18 protein-coding genes and 2 tRNA genes are annotated in these 22951 nt (G+C 62.6%); 10 read left to right on the forward strand and 10 right to left on the reverse strand.

The window, feature by feature from the left end; all coding sequences use genetic code 11:
• Both ACODS2_RS14640 and ACODS2_RS14645 read right to left on the reverse strand, forming a co-directional pair.
• On the reverse strand, positions 1–2231 hold a 2231-nt coding region (locus ACODS2_RS14640), incomplete at its 3' end, for a beta strand repeat-containing protein (RefSeq protein WP_488999509.1).
• A 14-nt stretch (positions 2232–2245) separates the two neighbouring features.
• Positions 2246–3937, reverse strand: coding sequence for a ShlB/FhaC/HecB family hemolysin secretion/activation protein (locus ACODS2_RS14645; RefSeq protein ID WP_488999510.1), 1692 nt, complete (start codon positions 3935–3937; stop codon positions 2246–2248).
• Between the two features lie 420 nt (positions 3938–4357).
• Between ACODS2_RS14645 and ACODS2_RS14650 the strand changes: the two genes are divergently transcribed.
• The gene (locus tag ACODS2_RS14650; protein ID WP_488999511.1) at positions 4358–5353 is read left to right on the forward strand and encodes an ATP-grasp fold amidoligase family protein; all 996 of its coding nucleotides are present in this window, start codon (positions 4358–4360) and stop codon (positions 5351–5353) included.
• A gap of 154 nt (positions 5354–5507) precedes the next feature.
• Here the strand turns inward: ACODS2_RS14650 and ACODS2_RS14655 are convergent.
• Both ACODS2_RS14655 and ACODS2_RS14660 read right to left on the reverse strand, forming a co-directional pair.
• Positions 5508–5582: transfer RNA gene (locus ACODS2_RS14655), tRNA-Asn, on the reverse strand.
• A gap of 90 nt (positions 5583–5672) precedes the next feature.
• Positions 5673–6452 (reverse strand): NAD kinase, encoded by a 780-nt coding sequence (locus ACODS2_RS14660; RefSeq protein ID WP_488999512.1) that lies wholly within the window; start codon positions 6450–6452, stop codon positions 5673–5675.
• Between the two features lie 164 nt (positions 6453–6616).
• Between ACODS2_RS14660 and ACODS2_RS14665 the strand changes: the two genes are divergently transcribed.
• Both ACODS2_RS14665 and ACODS2_RS14670 read left to right on the forward strand, forming a co-directional pair.
• Complete coding sequence (locus ACODS2_RS14665) at positions 6617–7918, forward strand: EAL domain-containing protein (protein WP_488999513.1); 1302 nt, start codon at positions 6617–6619, stop codon at positions 7916–7918.
• Between the two features lie 10 nt (positions 7919–7928).
• The gene (locus ACODS2_RS14670) at positions 7929–8258 is read left to right on the forward strand and encodes a gamma-glutamylcyclotransferase family protein (protein WP_488999514.1); all 330 of its coding nucleotides are present in this window, start codon (positions 7929–7931) and stop codon (positions 8256–8258) included.
• A gap of 9 nt (positions 8259–8267) precedes the next feature.
• On the opposite strand, the gene ACODS2_RS14675 is transcribed toward ACODS2_RS14670, so the two are convergent.
• Positions 8268–9410 carry a patatin-like phospholipase family protein gene (locus ACODS2_RS14675; RefSeq protein ID WP_488999849.1) on the reverse strand — a complete coding sequence of 381 codons (1143 nt, stop codon included), beginning with the start codon at positions 9408–9410 and terminating at the stop codon, positions 8268–8270.
• Positions 9411–9488: 78 nt separating this feature from the next.
• Between ACODS2_RS14675 and ACODS2_RS14680 the strand changes: the two genes are divergently transcribed.
• Both ACODS2_RS14680 and ACODS2_RS14685 read left to right on the forward strand, forming a co-directional pair.
• On the forward strand, positions 9489–9776 hold the full coding sequence (locus tag ACODS2_RS14680) for a hypothetical protein (RefSeq protein ID WP_488999515.1): 288 nt from the start codon (positions 9489–9491) through the stop codon (positions 9774–9776).
• 104 nt (positions 9777–9880) lie between these two features.
• Complete coding sequence (locus ACODS2_RS14685; RefSeq protein WP_488999516.1) at positions 9881–10909, forward strand: hypothetical protein; 1029 nt, start codon at positions 9881–9883, stop codon at positions 10907–10909.
• 103 nt (positions 10910–11012) lie between these two features.
• Here the strand turns inward: ACODS2_RS14685 and ACODS2_RS14690 are convergent, their stop codons facing one another.
• Positions 11013–12092, reverse strand: coding sequence for an acyltransferase family protein (locus ACODS2_RS14690; RefSeq protein WP_488999517.1), 1080 nt, complete (start codon positions 12090–12092; stop codon positions 11013–11015).
• A gap of 971 nt (positions 12093–13063) precedes the next feature.
• On the opposite strand from ACODS2_RS14690, the gene ACODS2_RS14695 reads away from it, so the two are divergent.
• From ACODS2_RS14695 to ACODS2_RS14705, 3 genes are all read left to right on the forward strand, one after another.
• Positions 13064–13456, forward strand: coding sequence for a type II toxin-antitoxin system RelE/ParE family toxin (locus tag ACODS2_RS14695; RefSeq protein ID WP_488999518.1), 393 nt, complete (start codon positions 13064–13066; stop codon positions 13454–13456).
• Positions 13453–13773, forward strand: a complete 321-nt coding sequence (locus ACODS2_RS14700; protein WP_488999519.1) for a helix-turn-helix domain-containing protein — start codon at positions 13453–13455, stop codon at positions 13771–13773. The genes ACODS2_RS14695 and ACODS2_RS14700 overlap by 4 nt, the downstream gene beginning before the upstream one ends.
• 175 nt (positions 13774–13948) lie before the next feature.
• On the forward strand, positions 13949–15406 hold the full coding sequence (locus ACODS2_RS14705; RefSeq protein ID WP_488999520.1) for a hypothetical protein: 1458 nt from the start codon (positions 13949–13951) through the stop codon (positions 15404–15406).
• A gap of 84 nt (positions 15407–15490) precedes the next feature.
• On the opposite strand, the gene mfd is transcribed toward ACODS2_RS14705, so the two are convergent.
• From mfd to ACODS2_RS14720, 3 genes are all read right to left on the reverse strand, one after another.
• Positions 15491–18991: a transcription-repair coupling factor gene (gene mfd / locus ACODS2_RS14710; RefSeq protein ID WP_488999521.1), complete on the reverse strand. Its 3501-nt coding sequence runs from the start codon at positions 18989–18991 to the stop codon at positions 15491–15493.
• 20 nt (positions 18992–19011) lie between these two features.
• On the reverse strand, positions 19012–19293 hold the full coding sequence (locus ACODS2_RS14715) for an FAD assembly factor SdhE (protein WP_488999522.1): 282 nt from the start codon (positions 19291–19293) through the stop codon (positions 19012–19014).
• A gap of 266 nt (positions 19294–19559) precedes the next feature.
• Positions 19560–19961, reverse strand: a complete 402-nt coding sequence (locus tag ACODS2_RS14720) for a host attachment protein (RefSeq protein ID WP_488999523.1) — start codon at positions 19959–19961, stop codon at positions 19560–19562.
• Between the two features lie 142 nt (positions 19962–20103).
• Between ACODS2_RS14720 and recG the strand changes: the two genes are divergently transcribed.
• Together recG and ACODS2_RS14730 are read left to right on the forward strand one after the other, a co-directional pair.
• A complete protein-coding gene (gene recG / locus ACODS2_RS14725) occupies positions 20104–22173 on the forward strand; it encodes an ATP-dependent DNA helicase RecG (RefSeq protein ID WP_488999850.1) in 2070 nt (689 codons plus the stop codon).
• 108 nt (positions 22174–22281) lie between these two features.
• Positions 22282–22734, forward strand: a complete 453-nt coding sequence (locus ACODS2_RS14730; protein WP_421838214.1) for a DUF3429 family protein — start codon at positions 22282–22284, stop codon at positions 22732–22734.
• Between the two features lie 107 nt (positions 22735–22841).
• Here ACODS2_RS14730 and ACODS2_RS14735 read toward each other — a convergent pair.
• Positions 22842–22918, reverse strand: a tRNA-Pro gene (locus ACODS2_RS14735).
• Between the last annotated feature and the right edge of the window lie 33 nt (positions 22919–22951).

Raw genomic sequence — 22951 nt, forward strand, 5'->3', positions numbered from 1 at the left:
CCGGTGATATCAAGGTCGATATCATCGAGCGCCTTGACCGTCCCGAGCGTGGCATTGCGCCCCGCGCCCACGGTCACGTCCTCGCTGTTCGATGTCAACGTGGTCGCCTGCGTTACATCACGACCCGCACGCACGACCACGCTGCCGCCGGTTGCATTGGCGCTGACGAGGCTCACATCGCGCGATGCATTGACCAGCACGTCGCCGGCAAGGGCGCTGACACCGGTTCCTGAGGTGATATCGCCGGCAGCCGAACGCAGCCGGATCGTCGATTCGCCAAGCTGGGCATCTTCGCCGGAAACCACATCCAGCGCACCACTCGCACCCGCTGTACCGGTAAGGGTTACCCGCGTATCGACTGCGCCGGTTCCCTTCGCGGTGCTGCTGTCCAGCTTGAGAGTACCGCTCAGCGCCGTAAGATCGATGTCGTCCCCGGCGATGGCTCTGGTGATATCGACGCCTGCTCCCGCGCGGGCTGCAATATCGACGCCGGCATTGAGCTTGCCGCCCGTGATCGCGCCTCCAGCCAGCAGGCCGATCGAGCCGGTCGGGGTTCCCGGTCCGGCCAGGACCGTCGTCACGTCGCCGATCGAGATGTCGTTCTCGGCAGAAAGCAGCACGTTGCCGCCGTTGGTCGCGATCGTGTCGGAGGCGGAAATGTCGCTGTCGGCGCCGGCTGCTGAGAGCAGGACGGCCGCATTTGCATTACCCACGGTCAGCTTGCCGGTGGAAATCGAACCGCCGGTGGACGTGATGGTCAGCGCCTGATCGACGGTGACATCGCCCGTGGTGATCGCATCGGCCGCTTCAAGCGCGGTGCCGGCGCCCGAAACCAGCCCGGATGCAATCACATCGCCCAGCGTGATCGCCGGGCCGCTGGTGACGCGCACCATGCTGCGCTTGAGCGGATCCGCTCCGGTGAGGCCCGCCTGCAGCAGCGTATTCGCGCCGAAATCGACTTCACCCGCGTCAGCCTTAAGGACCAGATCGGCGGCGCCCGTGCCGCCCGTGTCAGACTTGAGCGAGAGAGTACCCAGACCTGTGATGTCGTCGGTCGTCGCGTTGATCGTGACGTTCCGGCCCGCGCTCTGGCTTACCGTCGTGGCGGCTGCGCCGAGCGTGACGGTCGTGCCCGTCGCCTTGAAATCGCGCCCTGCGGTGACGGCATTGGCCAGCGTTACGCCGGCCGCCGAATTGACGATGACGTCTGCGCTCGAGCCGGTCGCGGCGAGGCTGCCGTTCACCAGGATCGAGGGCGCCGCATTGGTGCCATTGGTGATGGTGGCCGTATTTGTCCCCACCGTCGTCGTGGCAGTGGCAAGCGTGACCGTCCCGCCGGCTACCGAGGCGGTAAGCTTGGCATTGGCGTCAACGTTCAGCAGTGCTGCGGTCAGGTTCGTCTTGAGGCCACCGGCAATCAGCACGGATTGCCCGGTCACGTTCTTGTTGATGTTGACAGCAGCCTGGCCGAGATCCGTACCGGCGTTGACCGTGAAGCTCAGGGGGTTGCCGAAACCGGCGGTGAACGTCACATCGCTGCCCGCGATCATCACGACCGACCCGCCAGTCGATGTGACGGAAGCGTTGTTGGTGATGTCCTGCCCAACAACCACGATCGATCCGGAGACGCTTAGACCTGCGCCGCCGATCGTGATCGGATTCGTGCTGGAACCCGAAAACGAGATGGCGGCTGTGTTGGCTGTTGTCTCGAACGCAGTACGGAAAGCGGGATTGACGGTGCTCGTGAAACCAAGCGTCGACAGCATCAGGCTGCCGCTGGTGAGCGTGGCAGTGCCGTTGAAAGTGATACCGTCCTGATTGATCAGCCAGACCGAGATATTCGGGTCCGCCGTGATCTTGCCGGTGCTGGTTATGGTGGAAGCGCCCGAGCCGACCACGCGATTGGCCGCAACCAGGTTCGCGCCGCCGCCGGTTGAGATGTAGTTCACCGTGGCGTTGTCGATATTGTAGCTGGTAAAATCGATGATCCTGCTCTTGGCGAGCAGGTCCACGGTCCGCAGGTCGGCTGCGGGGGTGGTGATCTTGGCACCGCCATTGTTCCATTCGCCGCTGCCGGCGACCACCTCGAGCCCTGTCGGGATCGGCAGTGTTTGTGCCAGCGCGGGGGTGGCCAGGTTAAGGCTGACCCCGACAAGCGCGGTGGACGTGAGAAGGGCGAAGCGGCGGGCGCGGCCCGAGGCCGAAAGGCGCGGATTATGGACGAGGGTCATGATGCCGCTCCCCTTCAAAAGAACTTGGACGTGAGCGAGACAAGCACCCGGTTCGATGGCCTCGCCTTGTCCGACGGCAGAAGCTTGTCGAGCGGATGGGCGAAGGTCACGTCGATCACCAGGCGCTGTGGCAGCACGAAGCGCAGTCCGCCGCCGACGGAGCGCAGGGTCTGGTTGGGGATTGCCGTGCCGGGATCGATGTTCTGGACGTGGACCCAGTCGTAGAAAGCCGAAGCTTCAACCCGCACCTTGGGAATCGGCAGGACAACGCGTGGTTCCGCCGTAAACCCATAGGCACGGTCGCCGCCGCTCGAGCCCGGATCGTAGCCGCGGCCGCGGGTGTAGTTGCCGAGCGAGAATTCCTCGAGGTTCAGAAGCGGGTCGTTGGACCACTGGCCGAAACCGTTGAGGCCGAGATGGAAGGCGCCGACCGGATGAATATCGAGGTTCGCTTCGCCCTTGATCACGAAAGCCTGCGGATTGCCGAATAGACGCGATGGGGCTCCCTTTGTGGTGACCGCACCAATCTTCGTCGCACCAAAAATGCCGATGCCCTTGCGCAGTTCGAGCGAACCTGTGGCATGCATCCATTCTGTGTCGCCGTTGGTGAAGCGGAAGTCTCCGTCCACGCGCCCGAACAGCACCCGGATCTTGTCGAGCGAGAAGGGGATGCGGCTACCCGCTGCAAAGATCTGTGCGCGCTGATCGAGCATTTCGAAGCCGCCCGTCGCAACGATCGTCTGCTTGAGATTGCGGACAAGCGACTGGCTGATATCGAGGCCGCCGATGATCGACCGGGAGCGCAAGTCCAGATTCTTGATATCCGGGCGAGACCAGGCCAGGCTCGTACGCAGGCCTAGCCGCAAGCCGGAATCATTGAGCGCGAAATCGTGCCCTGCCTGCAGGACCCGGATCTCCTTGAGATCCTTCGAGTTCGAGAACGCCACGTAGGTCCGGTCCGAGCGACCGGTCAGCCCATAGACTTCGCCGCGGATCGAACCGATCCAGCGTCCAAGCTGGTGCGAACCGTAGTTCTGGAAATTGACCAGAAGCGAATGGCGCTGTGTCGCGACATTCAGGGTCCCGATCATTTCGCCCGGTGCAGCATTCGCCGAACTGAGCGTCAGGTTCACGTCGAGGCCGGGAATGTCGCCGACAAGCAGGAGTTCGCGCACGGCATCGCGCCGATTCAGCGGGTCGATGGCGCGAATCCGCTCCACCGCCTTTTCCAGCTGCGTGCGGAAAGGACCAGGTTCGCCAACAACGCGTACTTCGATTATGTGCGCGGTAACGACCTGAATCTTCAGCACACCGTCGGTGATCTTCTGCGCCGGAATCTGTGCGAGCGCGATGTAACCAGCGGTGGCGAGACGTTCGTTGATCCGGTCCCGGATCTTGCAAACCACGCTCAGCTTGGCTTCGCCGTGCAAGTCCGCATCGACGCCTGCGAGCAGCGTGACCAGTTCGGCAGGCAGGGCCGAACCATCGGGCTTTTCCAGCGCTAGCGAGGAAATCGTCACGGGAATGTCGGAGTCGGAAAGGGCGCAGGGCAATTCCGTGATCGCGCCTCGCGTCTCTACCCTGATCTGCGTTTTCTTCGGAACGTCCTTGGGCGGCACGCTCTGCTCGATCTGAGCGCGGCCGATCTGGTGGACTTGCGAAGATTGCTCGGTGTCGGCAGCTGTCGGAATTTGTGATTGCGCCATAGCCGAAGTCGAGGCGCACAGGCCTACAAAAGCTATGGTCGAACGAGTCAACACGCCAGTCATCGAACCCCCAATTCGGTAAGCAAGCATTCATGCTTATTGAATTTCTGAGCGGCCCGGTTTTTTGAGTTAATGGCCCCCGAATCGCGGTGCAGTCAACCTGCAAATGCGAAGCAGCAAATTAGTGTCTCGTGAGGACACAAGTGCGGCTGATAGGTAGGCCTTCGACCTGTCTTTCAGATCTGAAAATCATCGATGCCGCTCTGTGGACGACCGCGCAAGCCTTGATTGAGAACGGCCGCCAGCCTCGCGCGGCAGGTGCAGCGGCTAGAACGGGTTATCGCGGAAATTTTACGATGCAGGCCGGGATGCCGCCGTCTAAGTGAGCCGAGCTTTCCGCCGCTTCGAGTATGACTTGCAATGAAAAATCTCTGGGAATCCTGCGGCGACTTTTTCACGCTGCTGGTGATCAACCTCTGTGTCTATGTCCGACACCCGATCTGGATTGCACGGACTGCCTATCGACAGAGGGCACTTCCCAACATAGCCGTGCCAAAGCGGTTTCGGGAAAAACGCACCTGGCGGCTCATCTTCGACCAGAACCCGCTGTTTCATCTCTTTGGTCGTAAGATGGCTGCCAAGGAATGGATGATGAAACGCGCACCGGGGCTCGCTGCGGCCCGCACATTATGGTCGGTGAATTCGGTATCCGAATTGCCGCTGGATGCCCTGCGCGCTGGAATCGTCATCAAGGCGGACAGCGGATGGAACCAGAACCTCTTCCTCAACGCCGATCCGGAAGATGTCGCATCAATCAAGACCCTGATAGGCGAGTGGCTCCGCGCACCTCAGACCGATAAATACGGCGGACGTTACTGGCCGAAAGCTGAGCAGAAGGTCTTTGCCGAAGAGATGATCATCAATCTCGATGGCCCTCTCGTCGATCTGAACTTCTTTTGTTGCGATGGAAAGGTGGATTTCGGGGTTCTCACAGTCGGGGAAAAGACGGCCGACGAACGGATCGCCTATTTCACTGAAGACGGTCGGCGCATCATATCGATCATGCACGAACGTGGTTATCAACGTGCCTGGCTTCCCCTCGATTTTGCAGTTCCCGCCGGCTATGCCGAGGCCGCAAAGGCCGCAGCAGAACTATCCGCCGGAATTGATTTCATCCGGGTCGACATCATGGTCGCCAATGGCCGTCCCTACGCTTGCGAGATGTCGCCATTTCCCGGAGAAGCGGGCTATGACAGCACGGCTCTTTACAAGAACTGGGTCAAAAACTGGGATATCCGCCGCACCTGGTTCGTCAGCCAGCCCAAGCACGGCTTCCTGGAACGCTACCGACAAGCGCTCGGCAGGCGTCTTGGTGCAAGTCAGGCGGAAAATGCGCCATTGGCGAGCTGTGATTGACCGGATTGTCGCGGCGGGACGCTGCACGGGGAAAACCATGATTCCGATGAGCCGGCCGTCCTGACACTTCCCTGCAAATGTGGGGCAAAGTGTTGGAATGCACCGCACTGCGCCAACTCAAGGCGCTGCACCTAAATCCGAATTTTCGAGAAGGTGGCTCCCTGAGTAGGATTCGAACCTACGACCACTCGATTAACAGTCGAGAGCTCTACCGCTGAGCTATCAGGGACCAGACCCGGATGCCCGGGGCAGGTGCGCGCTAATAGCAGGCGTTTCGGGTTTGGCAAGCGCCAGATTGTCCAAAAATCGCCGTGGAAATTCAGACCAGAAACTGTTCGGCGAAAATCCGCTCGTCCAGGCTCCTGCCCTTGTCGAACAAGAGCGTGAGCCGGTGTTCTCGCGCGGCGCTCACGCGCACTTCGCTGATGTCGCGCACTTCCTTCTGGTCTGCCACAACGGAGACCGGCCGCTTTGCCGCCTCGAGCGAGCGGAACAGGATCTGGCAGCTTTCCGGCAGGATCGCTCCGCGCCAGCGGCGGGGGCGGAACGGGCTGATCGGGGTGAGCGCCAGCATCGCGCTGCCGAGCGGCAGGATTGGTCCATTGGCCGAAAGGTTGTAAGCCGTGGAGCCCGCCGGCGTCGCCACCAGCACGCCGTCGCACGAAAGTTCGGGCATCCGCACTTTGCCGTTGACCGAAACTTCGAGCTTCGCCGTCTGACGCGTTTCGCGCAGGAGCGAGACTTCATTGATCGCCCAGGAAGAATAAGTTTCCCCCGTCTGCGTGACCGCCTCCATCCACAGCGGCGCAACCGCGACTCCGCGCGCCTTGGCGACGCGTTCGGCGATGGGGCGGGAAGCCTTGTGGCGGTTCATCAGGAAGCCGACAGTGCCGAGATTGAGCCCATAGGCGGGGATCACGCGGCCCGTATCCAGCATGTGATGCAAGGTCTGCAGCATAAAGCCGTCACCGCCGAGCACGACGGCAATATCGGCCTCTTCAAGCGGCACCCAGTCATGCGACGCGACCAGGGCCGCCTCGGCCTCCTGCGCGCGGTCGGTGGGGGAGGCGAGAAGAGCCAGCCGGGGGCTATCGGGCATTGATCAAGGCGCTCCTCAGGTACGACGCATCATTCTTCATCCGCCCCGCACAGCGCGGCAATCTCAATCGACCGCGCAACAGATATGGAGCGACCCAAATCGGTGCAATGCCAAATGGCACAGCAAGGATGATTTCGCCGTACCAATCGCCTAAGACGGCGACGATGAACGGAACCATGCTTCTCCCCGGCGATGATCGCGATGTCCTGACCGGCCTTCCCGGCCTCGAAACTGCGGCACTTTGGCTCGATGGCGCGGGGGACACCGGCTTCGTTCAGGCGATGATGGTAAGCTTGCAGCGCATGCCTGCGGTTAACCTCGCCTATGGTATGGCTGGCGGCGACCGCGTGCTGGTCGAGGTCGCGCGGCGGCTGAGGGATTTCGTGGCGGACGAGCTCGGCTCTCAGGCCATGGTGGCGCGCGCCGCAGGCGGAGCGTTCCTCGTCGCTTCCCGAGCGGCGCTGAGCCGGGAGCGCTGGCAGTGGCTGGCCGAAGCGTTGGGGCGCGCCATTGCGCGGCCGCTGGTGGTCGATGGCGAGCGGCTGAGCCTTGCCCCCCGCATGGCGCTGCTGCGCGGCCGGCCGGGTGAGGCGGGCGCCGCGCTGCTGGACCGGCTCGATCAGGTCTCGGGCGATCTCCAGCGCCGCAGCGGGCGGCGCGTGCTGTGGGCGGACGGCAGCCATCCGGCGCGCGGGCGCAGCGCGGCGTGCCTCGAGGGCGATCTCCTTGGCGCGCTCCACCGCGACGAGATTGCGGTGCTGTTCCAGCCGCAGTTCAGCGTGGCCACCGGCGCGCTGGCGGGGGCGGAAGCACTGGCGCGGTGGGAGCATCCCGGCTTTGGCCGCATCTGCGCCGAAACGCTGTTCGCCGTGGCGGATCGGGGCGACCACGTGGCGCAGCTTTCGCGCCATATCGGCAAGCGCGCATTGGCCATGGCGGCGGCCTGGCCAGAAACCGGGCCAACCCCGCTCCGGCTCTCGCTCAACGTCACGGCGGAAGACTTTGCCGTGGGCGACTTTGCGGCGAGCCTCAAGGCGGCGCTGGAGGCCAGCGCGTTTCCGGCCGAACGCCTGACGATCGAGATCACCGAGCAGACGCTGATCACCGACTTCGAAGCCTGCGCCGCTGCGCTGCGCGAGCTCGCCGCGCTGGGCGTGAGCGTGGCGCTGGACGATTTCGGGACGGGTTTCTCCAATTTCCGCGCGCTGAAGGCGCTCCCGCTCGATGCCCTCAAGCTCGACCGCTCGCTGGTGGTGGATATCGAGCAAGACCCGCGCGACCGGGCAATCCTTGCGGCCATGGTGGCGATGTCGCGCGCGCTGGGCCTCAAGGTGATTGCCGAAGGGGTGGAGACGGCGGGGCAGCTCGCGATCCTGCAGGACGAGGGCTGCGACCTGTTTCAGGGCTTCCTGCGGTCGGGTCCGATCTCTGCCGAGGAATTTGCCGCAATGATGGCGTTGAATTAAAACCATTGGCGTGATCATTGACTTCCGCCTCGCGACTTATGGCACGCTCGCGCCCGGGCGGGTGAACCACCATCAATTGGTGGAGCTGGAAGGCCAATGGACTACCGGCACGATCCGGGGCCGCCTGATCGAGACGGGCTGGGGCGCGGCGCTCGGTTATCCGGCGCTGGTGCTCGATCCGGCGGGCGAGGCTATCGCGGTCCACTTGTTCACCTCGGCTGATCTCCCGGCGCACTGGACGCGGCTCGATGCGTTCGAGGGGGCGGAGTATCGGCGCGGTGAGGTGATCGTGGAAACGGATGCGGGCCGCGTGCCAGCGTGGATCTATCTGGCCGCCTGACCCGACCCGCTACTCGTCCTGATCGGGCGGGCGCTTGGCCCAGAACGTGCCCGTTTCGCCCAGCTTGCGGCCATAGGCGAAGAGGGTGCGCATGACTTGCGTATCGAACAGGCCCTTTTCGGAGCGGGGGTAGTCCTTGTCGATGAAGCTGAGGTTGAAATCGACGCCGTGCCCCTTGGCGTAGAGGTAGCTGAGGTTCACCGTGCTCGCCATCGAGCGGCGCATGTTGAGCGTGATAGCCTGGCTGGCAATTGGCACGGTGCGCGGCTTCACGAGGTGGAATTCGCCGTTCAGCTTGTTGTTCACGATCATGTAGATGTGCAGGCGATTGAGTGCCGTGGGCAGTTTCCCCGCGACGATCGCCTGATCAGGCAAGGTGAGGATCTGCGCGGTGGTGCCGCCATCGACATGCATTTCGCTGATTTCGCGCCCGTTCACCTCCGCCTTGATCATCACCGGCGCGAAGAAGGCGGGGATCGCCGAGGAGGCGAGCAGCACCTGCCGGAACAGGCCGTAGCGCCCCGGCGCCTTGCTCGCGGCAATCGCGCCCATGTTCCAGATCACCATGCGCTGCGCATCGAGATTGGCGGTGCCGACGAATAGCCGCCGCCCGCGCGCGTGCTCGGCCGCGATGCGGTCGATCAGGGCATCGGTCATCACTTCGCCGATCATCCGCGCGAGCGGCTTGGTGCTGGCGATGCTGGGAGAGAACGGGATCGCCAAGGGGAAGTGGTTCTTGTAGATGTTTTTCGCCGAGATGGTGGTGAATAGCTTCTCCAGCGTGGCATCCTGATCAGGGCCGAGGAAGGCGAACGGCGCGATCAGCGCGCCGGTGCTGACACCGGTGACGACGGCAAATTCGGGCCGCGTGCCGGATTGGGTCCACCCGCCGAGCAGCCCCGCGCCGTACGCCCCGTTGTCCGATCCGCCCGACAGCGCCAGCATCGAGCGTTCGCCGTTTGCGTCGCTATAGGCAGGCGCCATCAACCGCGCGGTGCCGGGTTCATCGCCCCAGAAGCGGGCACCTGGCATGCCGGGGATTGTTGCCTCTGCCTGCTGGCGTTCATTGAACGGTTCGCGCTGGATCGTGGCGCAGCCAGTAAGCGCAAGGCTGGTGGCGAAGAGCGCCGTTCGTGTCGAGGCGGTGATCATTTGGCGCAAGCCTGCTGCCTCCTTTGAAAATGCGTGCGGCGCTTAGCATAGGTCGCGATATTCGGCGCACGTATTCGAATGGCAGGAGGATGGGCGCTGCGTGTTTTCCTCCCGCTATCGTCTTCGCGGCGGTCCCCTCTCTTCGGCGGGAAGCATGGACTGGGCATGGCGCGTGGGAAATTTCGCGGGAATGCCCAGCGAAAATTGGGTGATATTCCGCAAAGTGCCCTGAATTTGCAGATTTTCCTTATTTATAACGCCAAATTGGAAACTGTTCCTTTTCCTAAATCCAATTTTAACTTCGAAAACATTTTGACGATTATCAAATTTGAACTGAAACTGACGCGTCTCGGTGATGTCATCTGAGGCGAAGATAGCCTTTTTATCATTTCCAATTTGGAGGTTTTGTGGGCACGATTACGATTCTAAATGGAACTAATGTTCCGATTAACTCATGCATTAGCGCCGGGGTGAATTACAGCTGGGTAAATGCGCTATATCCGAACGAATACTACGTCCATAACGGTGCAGTTGGTGTGTACACGCTCAACTCGAGGTACTGGCTGGGCGAGGCGAGCGAGTATGCCAACAGTGGTGCCGAGATTGGCATCTGGATCGCCGGGTTGGTGGTTGGAATTGTCGGTCTGGTACTCGCAATCCCCACGGGCGGCGTGAGCTTGGAGTTGTCAGCAGCGGTGATGACTGCGGCCACAGCCGTTGGCGTCGGGGGAGCCGGGCTTGCTATCTGCGGCATTGCGATCGCGGCGAAGGAGTTCAGCAATGAGCCATCGCGATTGATGAACATCCAGGCAGTCCAGAACAGGGTCTTCATCGCAACCGGCAATATCGAGATGGAATACGATCCCGGAGCGAAGATCACGACTTGGACGGAAATCCCAGGGATCGAGTTTGAAGAGATTTCGCAAGAAGATTTTGCGAACTACAAGGCCAAAGGCTATTCCGAACATGGAACCGATGTTTCTCATCAGATCCCTGTTGACAGCAAGCCGATGTCGTCTTCGGAACTCACCGCTGATAAAGTCAACAACGTGCCGGTCAGAATCGCGCCGATGTATGTGGAGAATGAATACTGGGAGATCGAGGACGATAGCCGGAAGGCGGGCACGCCGCTGCAGCTATGGAATCGGCCAAAGGCGGAGGAAAAGGTTCACTGGCTGATCGAACCAGTCGACAACGCAAACCCCGCAAACGAACTGTTCTGCATCCGGAATCAGGAATTGGATCGCTACGCCAGGGTCGACGCAGATGGCAGAGTGGTTGCCAGCCACCGCTCGTCTGCGACCGAGTTCAAGGTCATCAAGTCGCGCGGCCAATACGCGTTGCTCGATGACCAGAACCGTCTGGTCTACCCGGAGAAGGGCAATCTCGGAGACAGCACGAAACTGATTGCACTCAAGGTTGGCGCGAGGGGCAATCCGACCCACGCACATTGGGTATTTGAGCTGGTGGACGCGAAAGCCGACGCCGAAGCGGCATAACAAGGATAGGGGTTGCGGCCGACACGATGCGCCCGCAACCCCAATCTCGCGCGTATGCTCGCAGCAGGCGACAGCGTACGCAGCCAGATCGTGGGAGCGACAATCAACCTGTTCGTTGCGACCGACGTTCGAGCGCTTTGCGATTGAGGAACCGGCGGGCGGGCCGTTCAATCGCCAGATACGAGATCACGCCCATCCCGACCGCCGCGAGGAGAAGCACAATCGAGGGAATGCGCCACCCGTAGCGCATGATCGGCTGCTGCCAGAGGTAAAGCGAGTAGGACAGGATCCCGAAGCTTTGCAAGACCGGGTGGGCGAGGCACTTTTTGAAGCCGGCGGGTGCCGTGTCCACACCGTTTACCGCAAGCGCCAGAAGCACGGGACCAAGGTTGTAGCGCAGGATGTTGGGGCTCGCAAAGAACAGCGCAAGGCTGCAGCCCAGAACCCATGGAGACGCCGCGCCAAGAAGACGAGCGATGCGCGGATCATCGGGGCTTTTCTCCTGTATCCAGAGGCGAAGCGCGGCGGAAAGCATGAGCGGGGCCGCGCTGACTTCGGTTCGCCAGTATATCACATGAACACCGTCCGGATTGTTCAACCAAAGCGGAACGGCCCAGGCCAGCGAAGCGCAGGCAAGCGCCGTGAGCAGCCATTTGGCGGCGGCGCGGTTGCGTGAGCCGAAAAAGGCGATCATCGCCAGAATGATGTAGCAATGTTCCTCCACGCACAGCGACCAGAGGTGCGCGAGATAGCGGGACTCCAGTCCGTCCCCGAGGGCCTGCGCATAATTGATCGTGAAAGTCAGCGCAGCCAGATACTCCCACGGACGCATCACGACAAAACCGCGCCAGGTGAACCAGATCACCGAATAGACGGCCATCACGTTCACGAAAACAATCAGTGTGGGGAGGATTCTGGCAGCTCTGCGCTGCAGGAACAGCGGCAGAGGCTGGCGCTGGACAAACAGGATATCCGCCATGAGCCGGCCGCTCAGCACGAAGAACAGGGTTACCCCGTATCCGCCGAGGACGAACAACGGCGGCAGGTAAACCGCAAGGAAGTGGCCGACCAGAACGGAGATAATCGCGAGGCCCCGCCATCCGTCGAGATAAAGGAGGCGCGGCGCTGCCTGGGAAGCGTCCCTGTGATCCTGATCCGCAAGGTACTGCGCCGGCCCCTGCATCCCGCTAAACCCTCTTTTCCGCGCGCCGCGCCATCACGCCAAGCCACTCCGGCCCCATGTGGGCTCTGGCCGGGTATCACCGTAACTCCCGATCTAGCTGACCGATATAGCCAAGTTCCCGGCCATCGTGGAAGCACGGCGGCGCTATTTTGCGCTGCGCTGGCTGGGGGAGGCATGGGCTCAGGGTTTTGGCTTGAGGGGTTTGGGGATTTGGTAAACTGTGACCGCCATCCCCGTTGGGGCAGGTTCTGGGGCTGTTGGATTTGGCGGCGCGGGGCTGCGGCTGCCGGGCAGAGGGGGTGATCGCGCGACCGGTGCGGCGCCTGCACTGGCGCTGCGGGGAGGGCGTCGTGTTCTGCTGTGGGCGAGTGGCCGGACGGGCAGAGGCCATCCGGCACAGCCTTGTGGCGATCATGGCCCGGGACCGGGGTAGCGGCTCGCTGGCGTACCGGTCTTTGCTCGCGCCCGGCTGATCGCGGGGCGGGAGCCATGATCCTGTGCTGGCGCGGTAGTTTGCCTGATCGAGGTCTTGGGGAGACCGCCCCACCTTGAACCCGCAGCCCGCACCGGTCGCGTGGGCCTTGCCTTGGGGGCAAGACCCGAAAGAGCGAAGGCAAGGCCGGCCAAGCCTGCTCCCGATCTGCGGGGGGCATTTAGCCTATTTGGTTCGTTTTGTCAAGGTGGGAGGGTGCAGTTGGGGTTGGTGACCCTTGGGTGATTGGGATGCGCCTCAAATTTCGATGGTTCCGTCGATGCTGCTAAATTCCGAACCTGTCTCCAACGTCATTTCCACGCCCTCGATCCGCTTCGCAAAAGGCAGCGTAAATTGCTGAAATTTATGGGTTGTTGCACCTGTCACCGTATCCCGATGGGCCGCGAGGGGGTTATGACAGGTTAGGGTGATGTAGGAAAATGGCGCGGCTGGAGGTCAGGGTCCTTGTTTTTCATAGCACTGGGTGCTACATAACTGCATGACTAGCATCGCTCCTGCCCGGGCTTTCAAGGCAGCCGGATTTGCCAAGGTGGCTCGCAAGGCGCGGATTTCGGACGAGGCGCTGTGCAAGGCCATTGCGCAGGTCATCTCGGGTCAAGCTGATGATCTGGGCGGCGGCGTATACAAGAAGCGGCTGCATGCGAAAGCCTATCGCTCCATCGTGCTCACGAAAGCCGGTGACCTTTGGGTGTATGAGTATTTGTTCGCCAAGAAGGACCGGGCCAATATCGACGAGGCGGAGCTAAAGGGCTTTCGCATGCTGGGCAAGGCCTATGCCGGGCTTACAGCGGCGCAATTGGAGGCCCTGCTAGCAGACGGGGACTGGATCGAGATTTGCCGCGAGACGGCAGAGCAGGAGACCGAAGGATGAGCACCGCGAAGTACAAGAGCGACGCCTTTGCTGCGATTCATGCCTCGGCCAAGGCGCTGGGCAAGGTGGGCGCGATCGACAAGGCAACGATGCGTGATTTCGACGAGAAGTGCCTTGCGGTGCCGCCGCAATTCACGCCCGAAGCGGTGCGCCAGCTGCGCGAGGCCAACAATGTGAGCCAGCCGGTGTTCGCGCGCTATCTCAACACCAGCGAGTCCACGGTGGAGAAGTGGGAAACAGGGGCGAAGCGGCCGAGCGGTATGGCCTGCAAGCTGCTGGCCGTTGTGCAGAAGCATGGGTTGCAGGTTTTGGTTTGAGGGGTTTGGGGATTCAGTAAACGGTTACCGTAATCGGTAAACTGTCACCGTAATCGTGGTCTTGGCTTGGATTTATCTTGCAGGTAGGGATAGAGAATAGAGTCTCCGCCATTTAGGCTTGCCAATTGAAATAGACCGTCGCTTAGCGCCGGAAATAAACAGGGCATTTTGTGCAATGCAGCATATTCTGGACGCGATGTCGGACACCAGTAAGCGTTTGAATGACGCACTGTCGTCGCTGGTTCAGTCCATGGCTGAATTCCCAAAGGAGTTTGAGGATTGGCAGCCGTCTAGCGTGTTTTCCGTGGCTGACACTTTGGCACGTATTGGCACGGTCGGTGGACTTATGGACTCGATTACAGCACTTGCTCCCGAAAAATTTGCGCTTGTACCGCAAGCGCGAATTACCGGAATTGCGAATGCATACAGCAGCCTTGTACAGTCTATCGAACGGGCAAAAGCTCAGTTTGATCAAATTCCCGCTTGGGGTGGATTTGATCGCTTCGATGTTTCGGCCGGTCAGATAATCGCTCAAAATGGCAACGCTATGAGCGCAAAGTCAGTATTCGATGACATGTCCGCTTACATCGACAATGTATTGGAAGCACATATACCTATCGTTGCAACAACGCAGCCAAGAAGCGTAGGTACGTTTGTCGCTGGTGCGCGAGTATTGCGAAAGCAGGCGACAGAAGCCACGCGTTTGGTTGGTGAGTTAACAAATCAACAAGCGCTACTTACTGAGACAATTGCTAACGCCGTAGCTGAAGAGAGCCGGGCTGTTTCTGCCGCGACCGAGGCAGGGCGGCTAGTAAATGATATTGCTCAAACGCGAAAATCTGTGGATGATCACAGTATAAAAGTCGCAGCATCACTCGTTTCTGTGGAGGCGATAGCAAATAAGGCGGAGACACTGGAGGCGGAGGTCGATGCCTATGAATCATTGTTTAAAGGGTTTCAAAGTGCCCTCGATTCACGCGAATTAACTCTGGAAAAAGGAGAGGCTGATCTCAATAATTTGATCACTGAACTTAAAGAAAATCAACAAAAAATAGAAAAACAAATGGCCGCTGCCGATCAAATGCTTGGGGGAGCGACGGTTGCTGGTTTGTCGAGCACATACCAAAAACAAAGCAATGCCGTTAACGATCAAATGTGGTATGCGTGGGCCATATATTTTTGCGCCATAGCTTTTATGGCATTGTCTATTGCATTTACTCTAAATATTTTTGGAACTCATCTTCCACCTGTTATCCCTCCCGAAGTTCAAGATTCCGGGCCTCTTGCTATCAGGGTTCTTGCTGCGCTTGGGTCTCGCGCACTTGTATTGCTTCCTTCAATATTACTTCTAACATTCTCTAGTCGACAACATTCCGCCTTGTTCCAATTGCGTGAACAGTACAGTCATAAATACAATATTGCGGCATCTGTTAATGGATTCAAGGCACAGGCCCCCGAATATGAGCAACCAATTGCTGCTGCAGTGTTTATTGAGCTCCTGAAAAATCCTACCGAAGCGGTGCAATCTGAGAACGTCTCGACGCCGAATGAGTTTGTGGCAGAGATTATTGCACCAGTAGTTCGAAAAGCGATGGAGCAACTTCACCTAAAGCCTACTCAGAAAATCGAGTGAGGTATTCGCAAATGCCGACCAACTTTTTCTAATGCGAGCAATTTGGACCGCTGAAACTAGAAATGCTATTTGGGCTAAACCTCGTCAACCCACCCGCTTTACCCTCTGCGCCACAGCGCTTAACCCCTTCGTCAGCTGCACCAGCCCATTGAGCCGCGCCTCGGGCGTCCCCCAAGCCCGGTTGATCACCAGCTTGTTGTCGGGGCGCAGTTTGGCGGTGCCCTTGAGGCGGTCGATATAGGCGAAGAGGCCGGCGGGTTCGGGGAAGCTGTCGTTGTGGAACGAGACGAGGGTGCCCTTTGCGCCGACGTCTATCTTGGCGATGTGGGCGGCGATGGCCTGGCGTTTGATTTCGATGAGCTTGAGCAGGTTCTGCGTCGGGCCGGGGAGGGGGCCGAAGCGGTCGATCATTTCGGCGGCGAGGGCTTCGACGGCGTCGGCGCCTTCGGCGTCGTTCATGCGGCGGTAGAGCGCCATGCGGACGGCGAGATCGGGGACGTAGTTTTCCGGGATCATGATCGGGGCGTCGACGGTGATCTGCGGGCTCAGCGCGCTGCGTTCGCGGGCGAGGCCGATTTCGCCGGCCTTGGCGGCGACGATCGCGTCTTCGAGCATGGATTGATAAAGCTCGAAGCCGACTTCGCGGACGTGGCCTGACTGTTCATCGCCCAGGAGGTTGCCTGCGCCGCGCAGATCGAGATCGTGGCTGGCGAGCTGGAAGCCGGCGCCGAGGGAATCGAGATCGCTCAGCACCTTGAGGCGCTTTTCTGCGACTTCGCTTAAAGCCTGGTTCTCGGGGTAGGTGAGGTAGGCATAGGCGCGCAGCTTGCCGCGCCCGACGCGGCCGCGCAGCTGGTAGAGCTGGGCGAGGCCGAAGCGGTCTGCGCGGTGGAGCACGATGGTGTTGGCGCTGGGGATATCGAGGCCGCTCTCGACGATGGTGGTGCTGAGGAGGACTTCGTAGCGCTTCTCGTAGAACGCGCCCATGCGGTCCTCGACCTCGGTGGGGCTCATCTGCCCGTGCGCGGAGACGTAGCGGATCTCGGGCACGTTGAGGCGGAGCCATTCCTCGAGATCGGGCATGTCGGCGATGCGGGGGACGACGATGAAGCTCTGCCCGCCGCGCTGGTGTTCGCGCATCAGCGCCTCGCGCATCGTCACGTCGTCCCACGGCATGACATAGGTGCGCACGGCGAGGCGGTCGACCGGCGGGGTCTGGATCGTGGAGAGTTCGCGCAGGCCCGACATCGCCATCTGCAGGGTGCGCGGGATGGGCGTGGCGGTGAGCGTTAGGACGTGGACGTCCGCCTTGAGTTCCTTGAGGCGCTCCTTGTGGACGACACCGAAGCGCTGCTCCTCATCGACGATGACAAGGCCGAGGCGCTTGAATTCGAGGCTCTTGGAGAGGAGCGCGTGGGTGCCGATGACGACATCGACGGTGCCGGCGGCGAGGCCTTCCTTGGTGGCGGCGGCTTCCTTGGCGGGCACGAGGCGGCTGAGGCGGCCGACTTCGAGGGGGAAGCCGGAGAAGCGCTCGACAAAGGCGGTGTAGTGCTGGCGGGCGAGAAGCGTGGTGGGGGCGATGATCGCGACCTGCTTGCCGGCCATGGCGGCGACGAAGGCGGCGCGCAGGGCGACCTCCGTCTTGCCGAAGCCAACATCGCCGCAGACGAGACGGTCCATTGGCTTGCCTGAGGCGAGATCGCCAAGGACGTCCTCGATGGCGCGTTCCTGATCGTCGGTCTCGGCCCAGGGGAACCGGTCTACGAAGGGGCCGTAGCTGGCGGGATCGGGGGCCAGCGTATCGGCTTCGCGCAGGGCGCGGAGCGCGGCGGTCTGCATGAGTTGGCCGGCGATCTCGAGGATGCGCTCGCGCATCTTCGCCTTGCGGCGCTGCCATGCCTCGCCGCCGAGCTTGTCGAGCTGGATGCCTTCGCTGTCATGGCCGTAGCGGGAGAGGACATCGAGGTTTTCGACCGGGATGTAGAGCTTGTCGCCGCCGTGGTATTCGAGCTGGACGCAGTCGTGCGGGCTATCGCCGACGTCGACCGGCACGAGGCCGATGTAGCGGCCGATGCCGTGCTCCATGTGGACGACGAGATCGCCGGTGCCGAGCGCGGCGAGTTCGGCGAGGAAGGCGTCGGCATCCTTGCGCTTGCGCTTGGGGCGCACGAGGCGGTCGCCGAGGATGTCCTGCTCGGTGAGGACTTCGACATCGCCGCTGGAGAAGCCCTGCTCAAGGGGGAGGACGACGGCGGCGGGCTTGCCGGTGGCGGCGGCGCCGAGGGCTTCCTGCCAGGTTTCGGCGAGGATCGGAGGCGCCTTCCCGGCATCGCCGAGGAGGGAAGCGAGGCGGGAGCGGGAGCCGGTGGAATAGGCCGCGACGACGGCTTTGCGCCCGCGCGTGGCGAGCGCGGCGAGGTGCTTGGCGGCGGCTTCGTAGATATTGGCGCCGGATGCGCGCTCGGGGGCGAAATCGCGCGGGGGGCCGAAGCCGAAATCAAGGACGCGGGCGCTCTCCGGCTCCTCGAACTGGGTCATGCGGTGGACGGGCCAGGCCATCAGGGCGCGGTCGAACTCGTCGCGGGCAAGGTAGAGCGCGGTTTCCGCGAGGGGGCGATAGGTGGTGCTGCCGCCGCGCGCGCTGCTTTCGGCGCGGGCCTGGCGGTAGTCGGCGATATCGGCGAGCCGTTCCTCGGCGGCCTTGGCGGCGGCGGCATCGAGGAGGATGAGATCGCCATCGGCGAGGTGATCGAAGAGCGTGACGAGACGGTCTTCGAGGAGCGGGAGCCAATGCTCCATGCCGGCGAGGCGGCGGCCGTCGCTCACCGCCTGATAGAGCGGATCGCCGGTGGCGTTGGCGCCGAACAGCTCGCGGTAGCGGGTGCGGAAGCGGCGGATCGAGTCCTCGTCGAGCAGGGCCTCGCTCGCGGGGAGCAGGAGGTGCGAGCTGACGGGCTGGACCGAGCGCTGGGTGGCGGGATCGAACAGGCGCATCGTCTCGATCTCGTCGCCGAAGAAATCGAGGCGCAGGCCGTGGCTGAGGCCGCTGGGGTAGAGATCGAAGACCGAACCGCGCACGGCGTATTCGCCGGAATCGACCACGGTATCGACGCGGGAGTAGCCCTGGCGCTGGACGAGGGCGATCAGCGCCTCGCGGGCGATTTCCTGGCCCACCCGCAGCGCGCGGACCGATTCGCGCACGCGGAACGGGGTGAGCGTGCGCTGGAGCAGCGCGTTGATCGTCGTGACGAAGAGCTGCGGGCCTTCGAGCGGTTGCTGCAATGCGTGGAGCGCGGCGAGGCGGCGGGCGCTGACCGACATCGCGGGGGACGCGCGATCAAACGGCAGGCAGTCCCACGCGGGATATTCGGCCACGTCGAGCTCGGGCGCGAAGAAGGCGGCGCTCTGGGTGACGGCGCGCATGGCGGCATCGTCGGCCGCGATGAAGATCGTGCGCTTGGGCGTTTTGCCCGTGGCGGCAGCGCGGGCGAGATCGGCGAGGACGAGCGGCTGCGCCCCCCGGGCAATCGAAGCGAGGGTGAGCGGCGTCGTGGCCGACAGGATGCGGGACGGATCGGGCATGCGAAAAGGGGCCGCTTGGCTCAGCGCGGGATATCGACGTAGTCTAGGCGGCGCATGGCGTCCATCTCTGGCCCCGCGAAGGCTTCGGGAACGGGCTGGGTGCCGAGCGCCCAGGCCATGATATCGACGTCGTCTTCCTCAAGCAGGCGTTCGAACCAGTCGAGCGCGGCTTCGTCCCACCCGGCGTGGCGCGTGTCGAAGAAGCAGCCGATCATGTAGTCCGCCTCACGCGTGCCGCGATGCCAGGCGCGGAACTTCATCCGCGCGAGGCGGTGCTGGGGCGAAGAGTCGGGTTCGGTCATTCGCGCGCCGATACGCCGTGAAGGGCTTGCGGGGCAAGCTCCAAGCCGGACGCCTGAAGGGCAAAGAGGTTTCTCGCAGAGACGCAGAGGAAGCAGAGGGCGCAAAGACTGCATGGCGGGGACGCAGCGCGCAGTCTGACCACGACTTCCCGCCGTCCTTGAAGCCAGCGCGGCTTCGCCGCAAGACCAACATCTCTGCGAACTCAGCTTCCTCTGCGTCTCTGCGAGAAACCCTGTCTTCGACCCACTGCGAAGGGATGAACCCTTCAGGTCCGGAGAGCGGCCAGCACTTCGGTGCCGGTTCGGCCCACCATGTCCTTGGCCAGTTCGCGCCGCAGGACTGTTTTCAGCTGGCCATGATAGTGCGGGCGCAATTCACCCAAAGCGCGCGGCGAGGCGATGATCACGAGGTCCTGTATGCGGTGCGCCAGCACTTCGGCATTGAGCCATTGGACGACTGCCGCGCCGTGCTGTGCTTCGATCACCTGGCTGGCCGGATCGTGGCCGCTCATGTGCCCGTGCTGGCCGCCTGAGGCATGGCCGTGGAGATCGAGTGCGGGTAGAGCTTGGGCTTCGAGGACGGGTTCGTTTTCGGTGCCGCTGTTGCGCAGCAAGGCAAAATGCGCACCATCGACGATGGCGACAATGGTTCCGTGAGGGATAAGCATTTTTGTGGGTTCCTGCGCTGTGAAGGTTCAGTGTGAACGCTTGAGAGGCCGTGATGGGCCCGAAGAAAACCCGCATCCATGCGTTTGATCAAATTGGCCGGGGTGTGGCGCTTCGCGGCAGGCGTGACTATGGATGGGTGCGATGCGTCCCGATCTGCTCAATCCGCTGTTTGCCGAGACCGAGGGCCTCAAGGGCGTGGGGCCGGGGCTGGCGCGGCCCTTGGGCAAGCTCGGGCTGACGCGGGTGCGCGACCTTGCCTATCACCTGCCGGACCGGTTCGTGGCGAGGCGAGCGGTGGGCAATCTCGATGAGGCAGCGATCGGCGAGCAGATCGTCATCGCGCTGACGGCGCGCGAGCACCGACCCAGCACGGGGCGCGGGCCTTACCGGATCATGGCCGAGGATGCGCTGGGCAACTATGTCGCGCTCGTGTGGTTCGGGCGGGCGAGCTACAGCGCGAAGAAGTTGCTGCCGGTGGGCGAGAAGCGCTGGGTTGCCGGGCGGCTCGACCAGTATGGGCAGTCCTGGCAGATCGTCCATCCCGAGCATATTGCCGAGGACAGCGCCGCGCTGGCGGGGACGCTCAACGAGGCGGTCTATCCATTGGCCGAGGGGCTGACGCAGGGGCGGATCGGCGCGCTCGTGGGTCAGGCGATGGGACTAGTGCCGGAGCTGCCCGAATGGATCGAGCCCGGGCTTTTGGCGCAATCAGGGTGGCCTTCGTGGAAGGACGCGCTGGTGCGGGCGCACAAGGGCACGGATGCAGCGGCCCGCGACAGGCTGGCCTATGACGAACTGCTGGCGAACTCGCTGGCCCTGATGCTGGTCAAGGCCAGCAACCGCACGCGGCGGACGGTGCCGCTGCGGGGGGATGGACGGCTGCGCGAGAAGCTGCGGCTGCCGTTTGCGCTGACGGGGGCGCAGGCGCGCTCGGTAGCGGAGATCGAAAGCGACATCGCGCGGGACGCGCCGATGCTGCGGCTGCTGCAGGGCGATGTGGGTTCGGGCAAGACGGCGGTTGCGCTGCATGCCATGCTGATTGCGGTGGAGGCGGGGGCGCAGGCCGCGCTGCTCGCGCCGACCGAGATTCTGGCGCGACAACATGCCGAGACCTTGCAGCGCATGGCGGCGGGGACGGGGGTGGAGATCGCGCTGCTGACCGGTAAGAGTTCGCAGCGTGGCGGAAGCAAGGCGCGCGAGGCGATCCTGATGGGGCTGCTCGATGGCAGCATCGATATCTGTGTGGGGACGCACGCGATCTTTCAGGAGAGCGTGACCTATCGCAATCTGGCGCTGGTGGTGATCGACGAGCAGCACCGCTTCGGCGTCGGCCAGCGGCTGATGCTGACGCAGAAGGGCAAGGCGACGCCGCATTGCCTGGCCATGACCGCGACGCCGATTCCGCGCACGCTGACTTTGGCGCAATATGGCGAGATGGAGGTTTCCAAGCTCGACGAAATGCCGCCCGGACGGCAGCCGATCGATACGCGCGTGGTGGCGGTTGAGCGCATGCCGGATGTGGTGGAAGGCCTCGCGCGGCACCTGGCGACCGGCGCGCAGGCCTATTGGGTGTGCCCGATGGTGCGTGAGAACGAAAACGCCGATCTGGCAGCGGCAGAGGCGCGCTTTGCTGAATTGCAGCTGCGGTTTGGGCAGGATGTCGTGCTCGTCCACGGGCAATTGCGGCCCGAGGCCAAGGACGCCGCGATGGAGCGCTTCGTGCGCGGCGAGGCCAAGCTGCTGGTGGCGACGACGGTGATCGAGGTCGGTGTCGATGTGCCCGCAGCGAGCCTGATGGTGATCGAACAGGCCGAACGGTTTGGGCTGGCGCAATTGCACCAGCTGCGCGGGCGGGTGGGGCGCGGCTCTGCGAAATCGACCTGCCTCCTGCTGCGCGGCGATGCGCTATCGGAAGTGGGGCGCGAGCGGCTTGCGCTGATGCGCGAGACGCAGGACGGGTTTCGGCTTGCGGAGGAAGACCTGCGGCTGCGCGGCGGAGGCGAACTGCTGGGCACGCGGCAATCGGGCGATACGCCCTTTCGGGTAGCCGACTTCGAACAGATTGCCCGGCTGCTGCCCATGGCGCATGACGACGCGCGGCTGCTGATGGAGCGCGATGGCGGGCTGGCTTCCCAGCGGGGACAGGCGGCCCGCGCGCTGCTCTACTTGTTCGAGCGGGACTGGGGCGTGCAGCTGCTGCGCGGCGGATAGCCTCGCGAATGCAGGCACAAGTCCGTTCGTGTCGAGCGAAGTCGAGACGCTGGCGCAAGGTGTCTCGACTTCGCTCGACACGAACGGAAAGTTTTGGAGATTCTGGTTGTGAAGCGTGTTTCGGAAGCCGCCCGGGCTTTGGGGTATGCGGGCCTTTTGCCGCAATTTGCGGCGCTCTTGGCGGTGTTCAAGGGTGGGCCATGGGCATGGACGGGCCTTGCGCTGGCCTATGCCTATGCGGCGCTGATCTTCAGCTTTCTGGGCGGCGTGTGGTGGGGCATCGGGATTGCCCGGCCGGAAAGCCCGCGCTGGATTTTCCTTGCCGGCGTCATGCCTTCGCTGATCGCTCTGGCAGGGTGGTTTCCGTGGATGCTGGGCTGGACCTGGCCGGGGCCGGAGCTGATCGCGCTGGGGGTGTGCATCGCGCTTTCGCCGCTGGTCGACCTGGCCGTGGGGCTGAAGCCGAATGGCTGGCTGGCCCTGCGGCGCAACCTTTCGATCGGGCTGGGCGGACTTTCCGTGCTGATCGGGCTGATGGCGGAGCGGGCTTCAGGGATCTGAGCGAGATTGCAGACGCTGCGCTCGCACGATCTGGATTGCTTCGCTTCGTTCGCAATAACGAAGGAAAGGGCCTGCTGCGGCCCATGGTGCTTGCAATTGGAACGAATTGGTCGGGGAAAGAGGATTCGAACCTCCGGCCCCTGCCTCCCGAAGACAGTGCTCTACCAGGCTGAGCTATTCCCCGACCGATCGTTCACCTCCGAAAGCCCGATGAGGG

The sequence above is a fragment of the Novosphingobium sp. FG137 genome (assembly GCF_057809735.1).

Bases quoted from the DNA above. Each gene is read 5' to 3' on its own strand.
- ACODS2_RS14690 (WP_488999517.1), bottom strand. From the start codon at position 12,092: ATGCAGGGGCCGGCGCAGTACCTTGCGGATCAGGATCACAGGGACGCT.
- ACODS2_RS14680 (WP_488999515.1), top strand. From the start codon at position 9,489: ATGGCAGGAGGATGGGCGCTGCGTGTTTTCCTCCCGCTATCGTCTTCG.
- ACODS2_RS14650 (WP_488999511.1), top strand. From the start codon at position 4,358: ATGAAAAATCTCTGGGAATCCTGCGGCGACTTTTTCACGCTGCTGGTG.
- ACODS2_RS14720 (WP_488999523.1), bottom strand. From the start codon at position 19,961: ATGCTTATCCCTCACGGAACCATTGTCGCCATCGTCGATGGTGCGCAT.
- ACODS2_RS14645 (WP_488999510.1), bottom strand. From the start codon at position 3,937: ATGGCGCAATCACAAATTCCGACAGCTGCCGACACCGAGCAATCTTCG.
- ACODS2_RS14660 (WP_488999512.1), bottom strand. From the start codon at position 6,452: ATGCCCGATAGCCCCCGGCTGGCTCTTCTCGCCTCCCCCACCGACCGC.
- ACODS2_RS14695 (WP_488999518.1), top strand. From the start codon at position 13,064: ATGACTAGCATCGCTCCTGCCCGGGCTTTCAAGGCAGCCGGATTTGCC.
- ACODS2_RS14665 (WP_488999513.1), top strand. From the start codon at position 6,617: ATGAACGGAACCATGCTTCTCCCCGGCGATGATCGCGATGTCCTGACC.
- ACODS2_RS14700 (WP_488999519.1), top strand. From the start codon at position 13,453: ATGAGCACCGCGAAGTACAAGAGCGACGCCTTTGCTGCGATTCATGCC.
- recG (WP_488999850.1), top strand. From the start codon at position 20,104: ATGCGTCCCGATCTGCTCAATCCGCTGTTTGCCGAGACCGAGGGCCTC.
- ACODS2_RS14675 (WP_488999849.1), bottom strand. From the start codon at position 9,410: ATGATCACCGCCTCGACACGAACGGCGCTCTTCGCCACCAGCCTTGCG.
- ACODS2_RS14715 (WP_488999522.1), bottom strand. From the start codon at position 19,293: ATGACCGAACCCGACTCTTCGCCCCAGCACCGCCTCGCGCGGATGAAG.
- mfd (WP_488999521.1), bottom strand. From the start codon at position 18,991: ATGCCCGATCCGTCCCGCATCCTGTCGGCCACGACGCCGCTCACCCTC.
- ACODS2_RS14705 (WP_488999520.1), top strand. From the start codon at position 13,949: ATGCAGCATATTCTGGACGCGATGTCGGACACCAGTAAGCGTTTGAAT.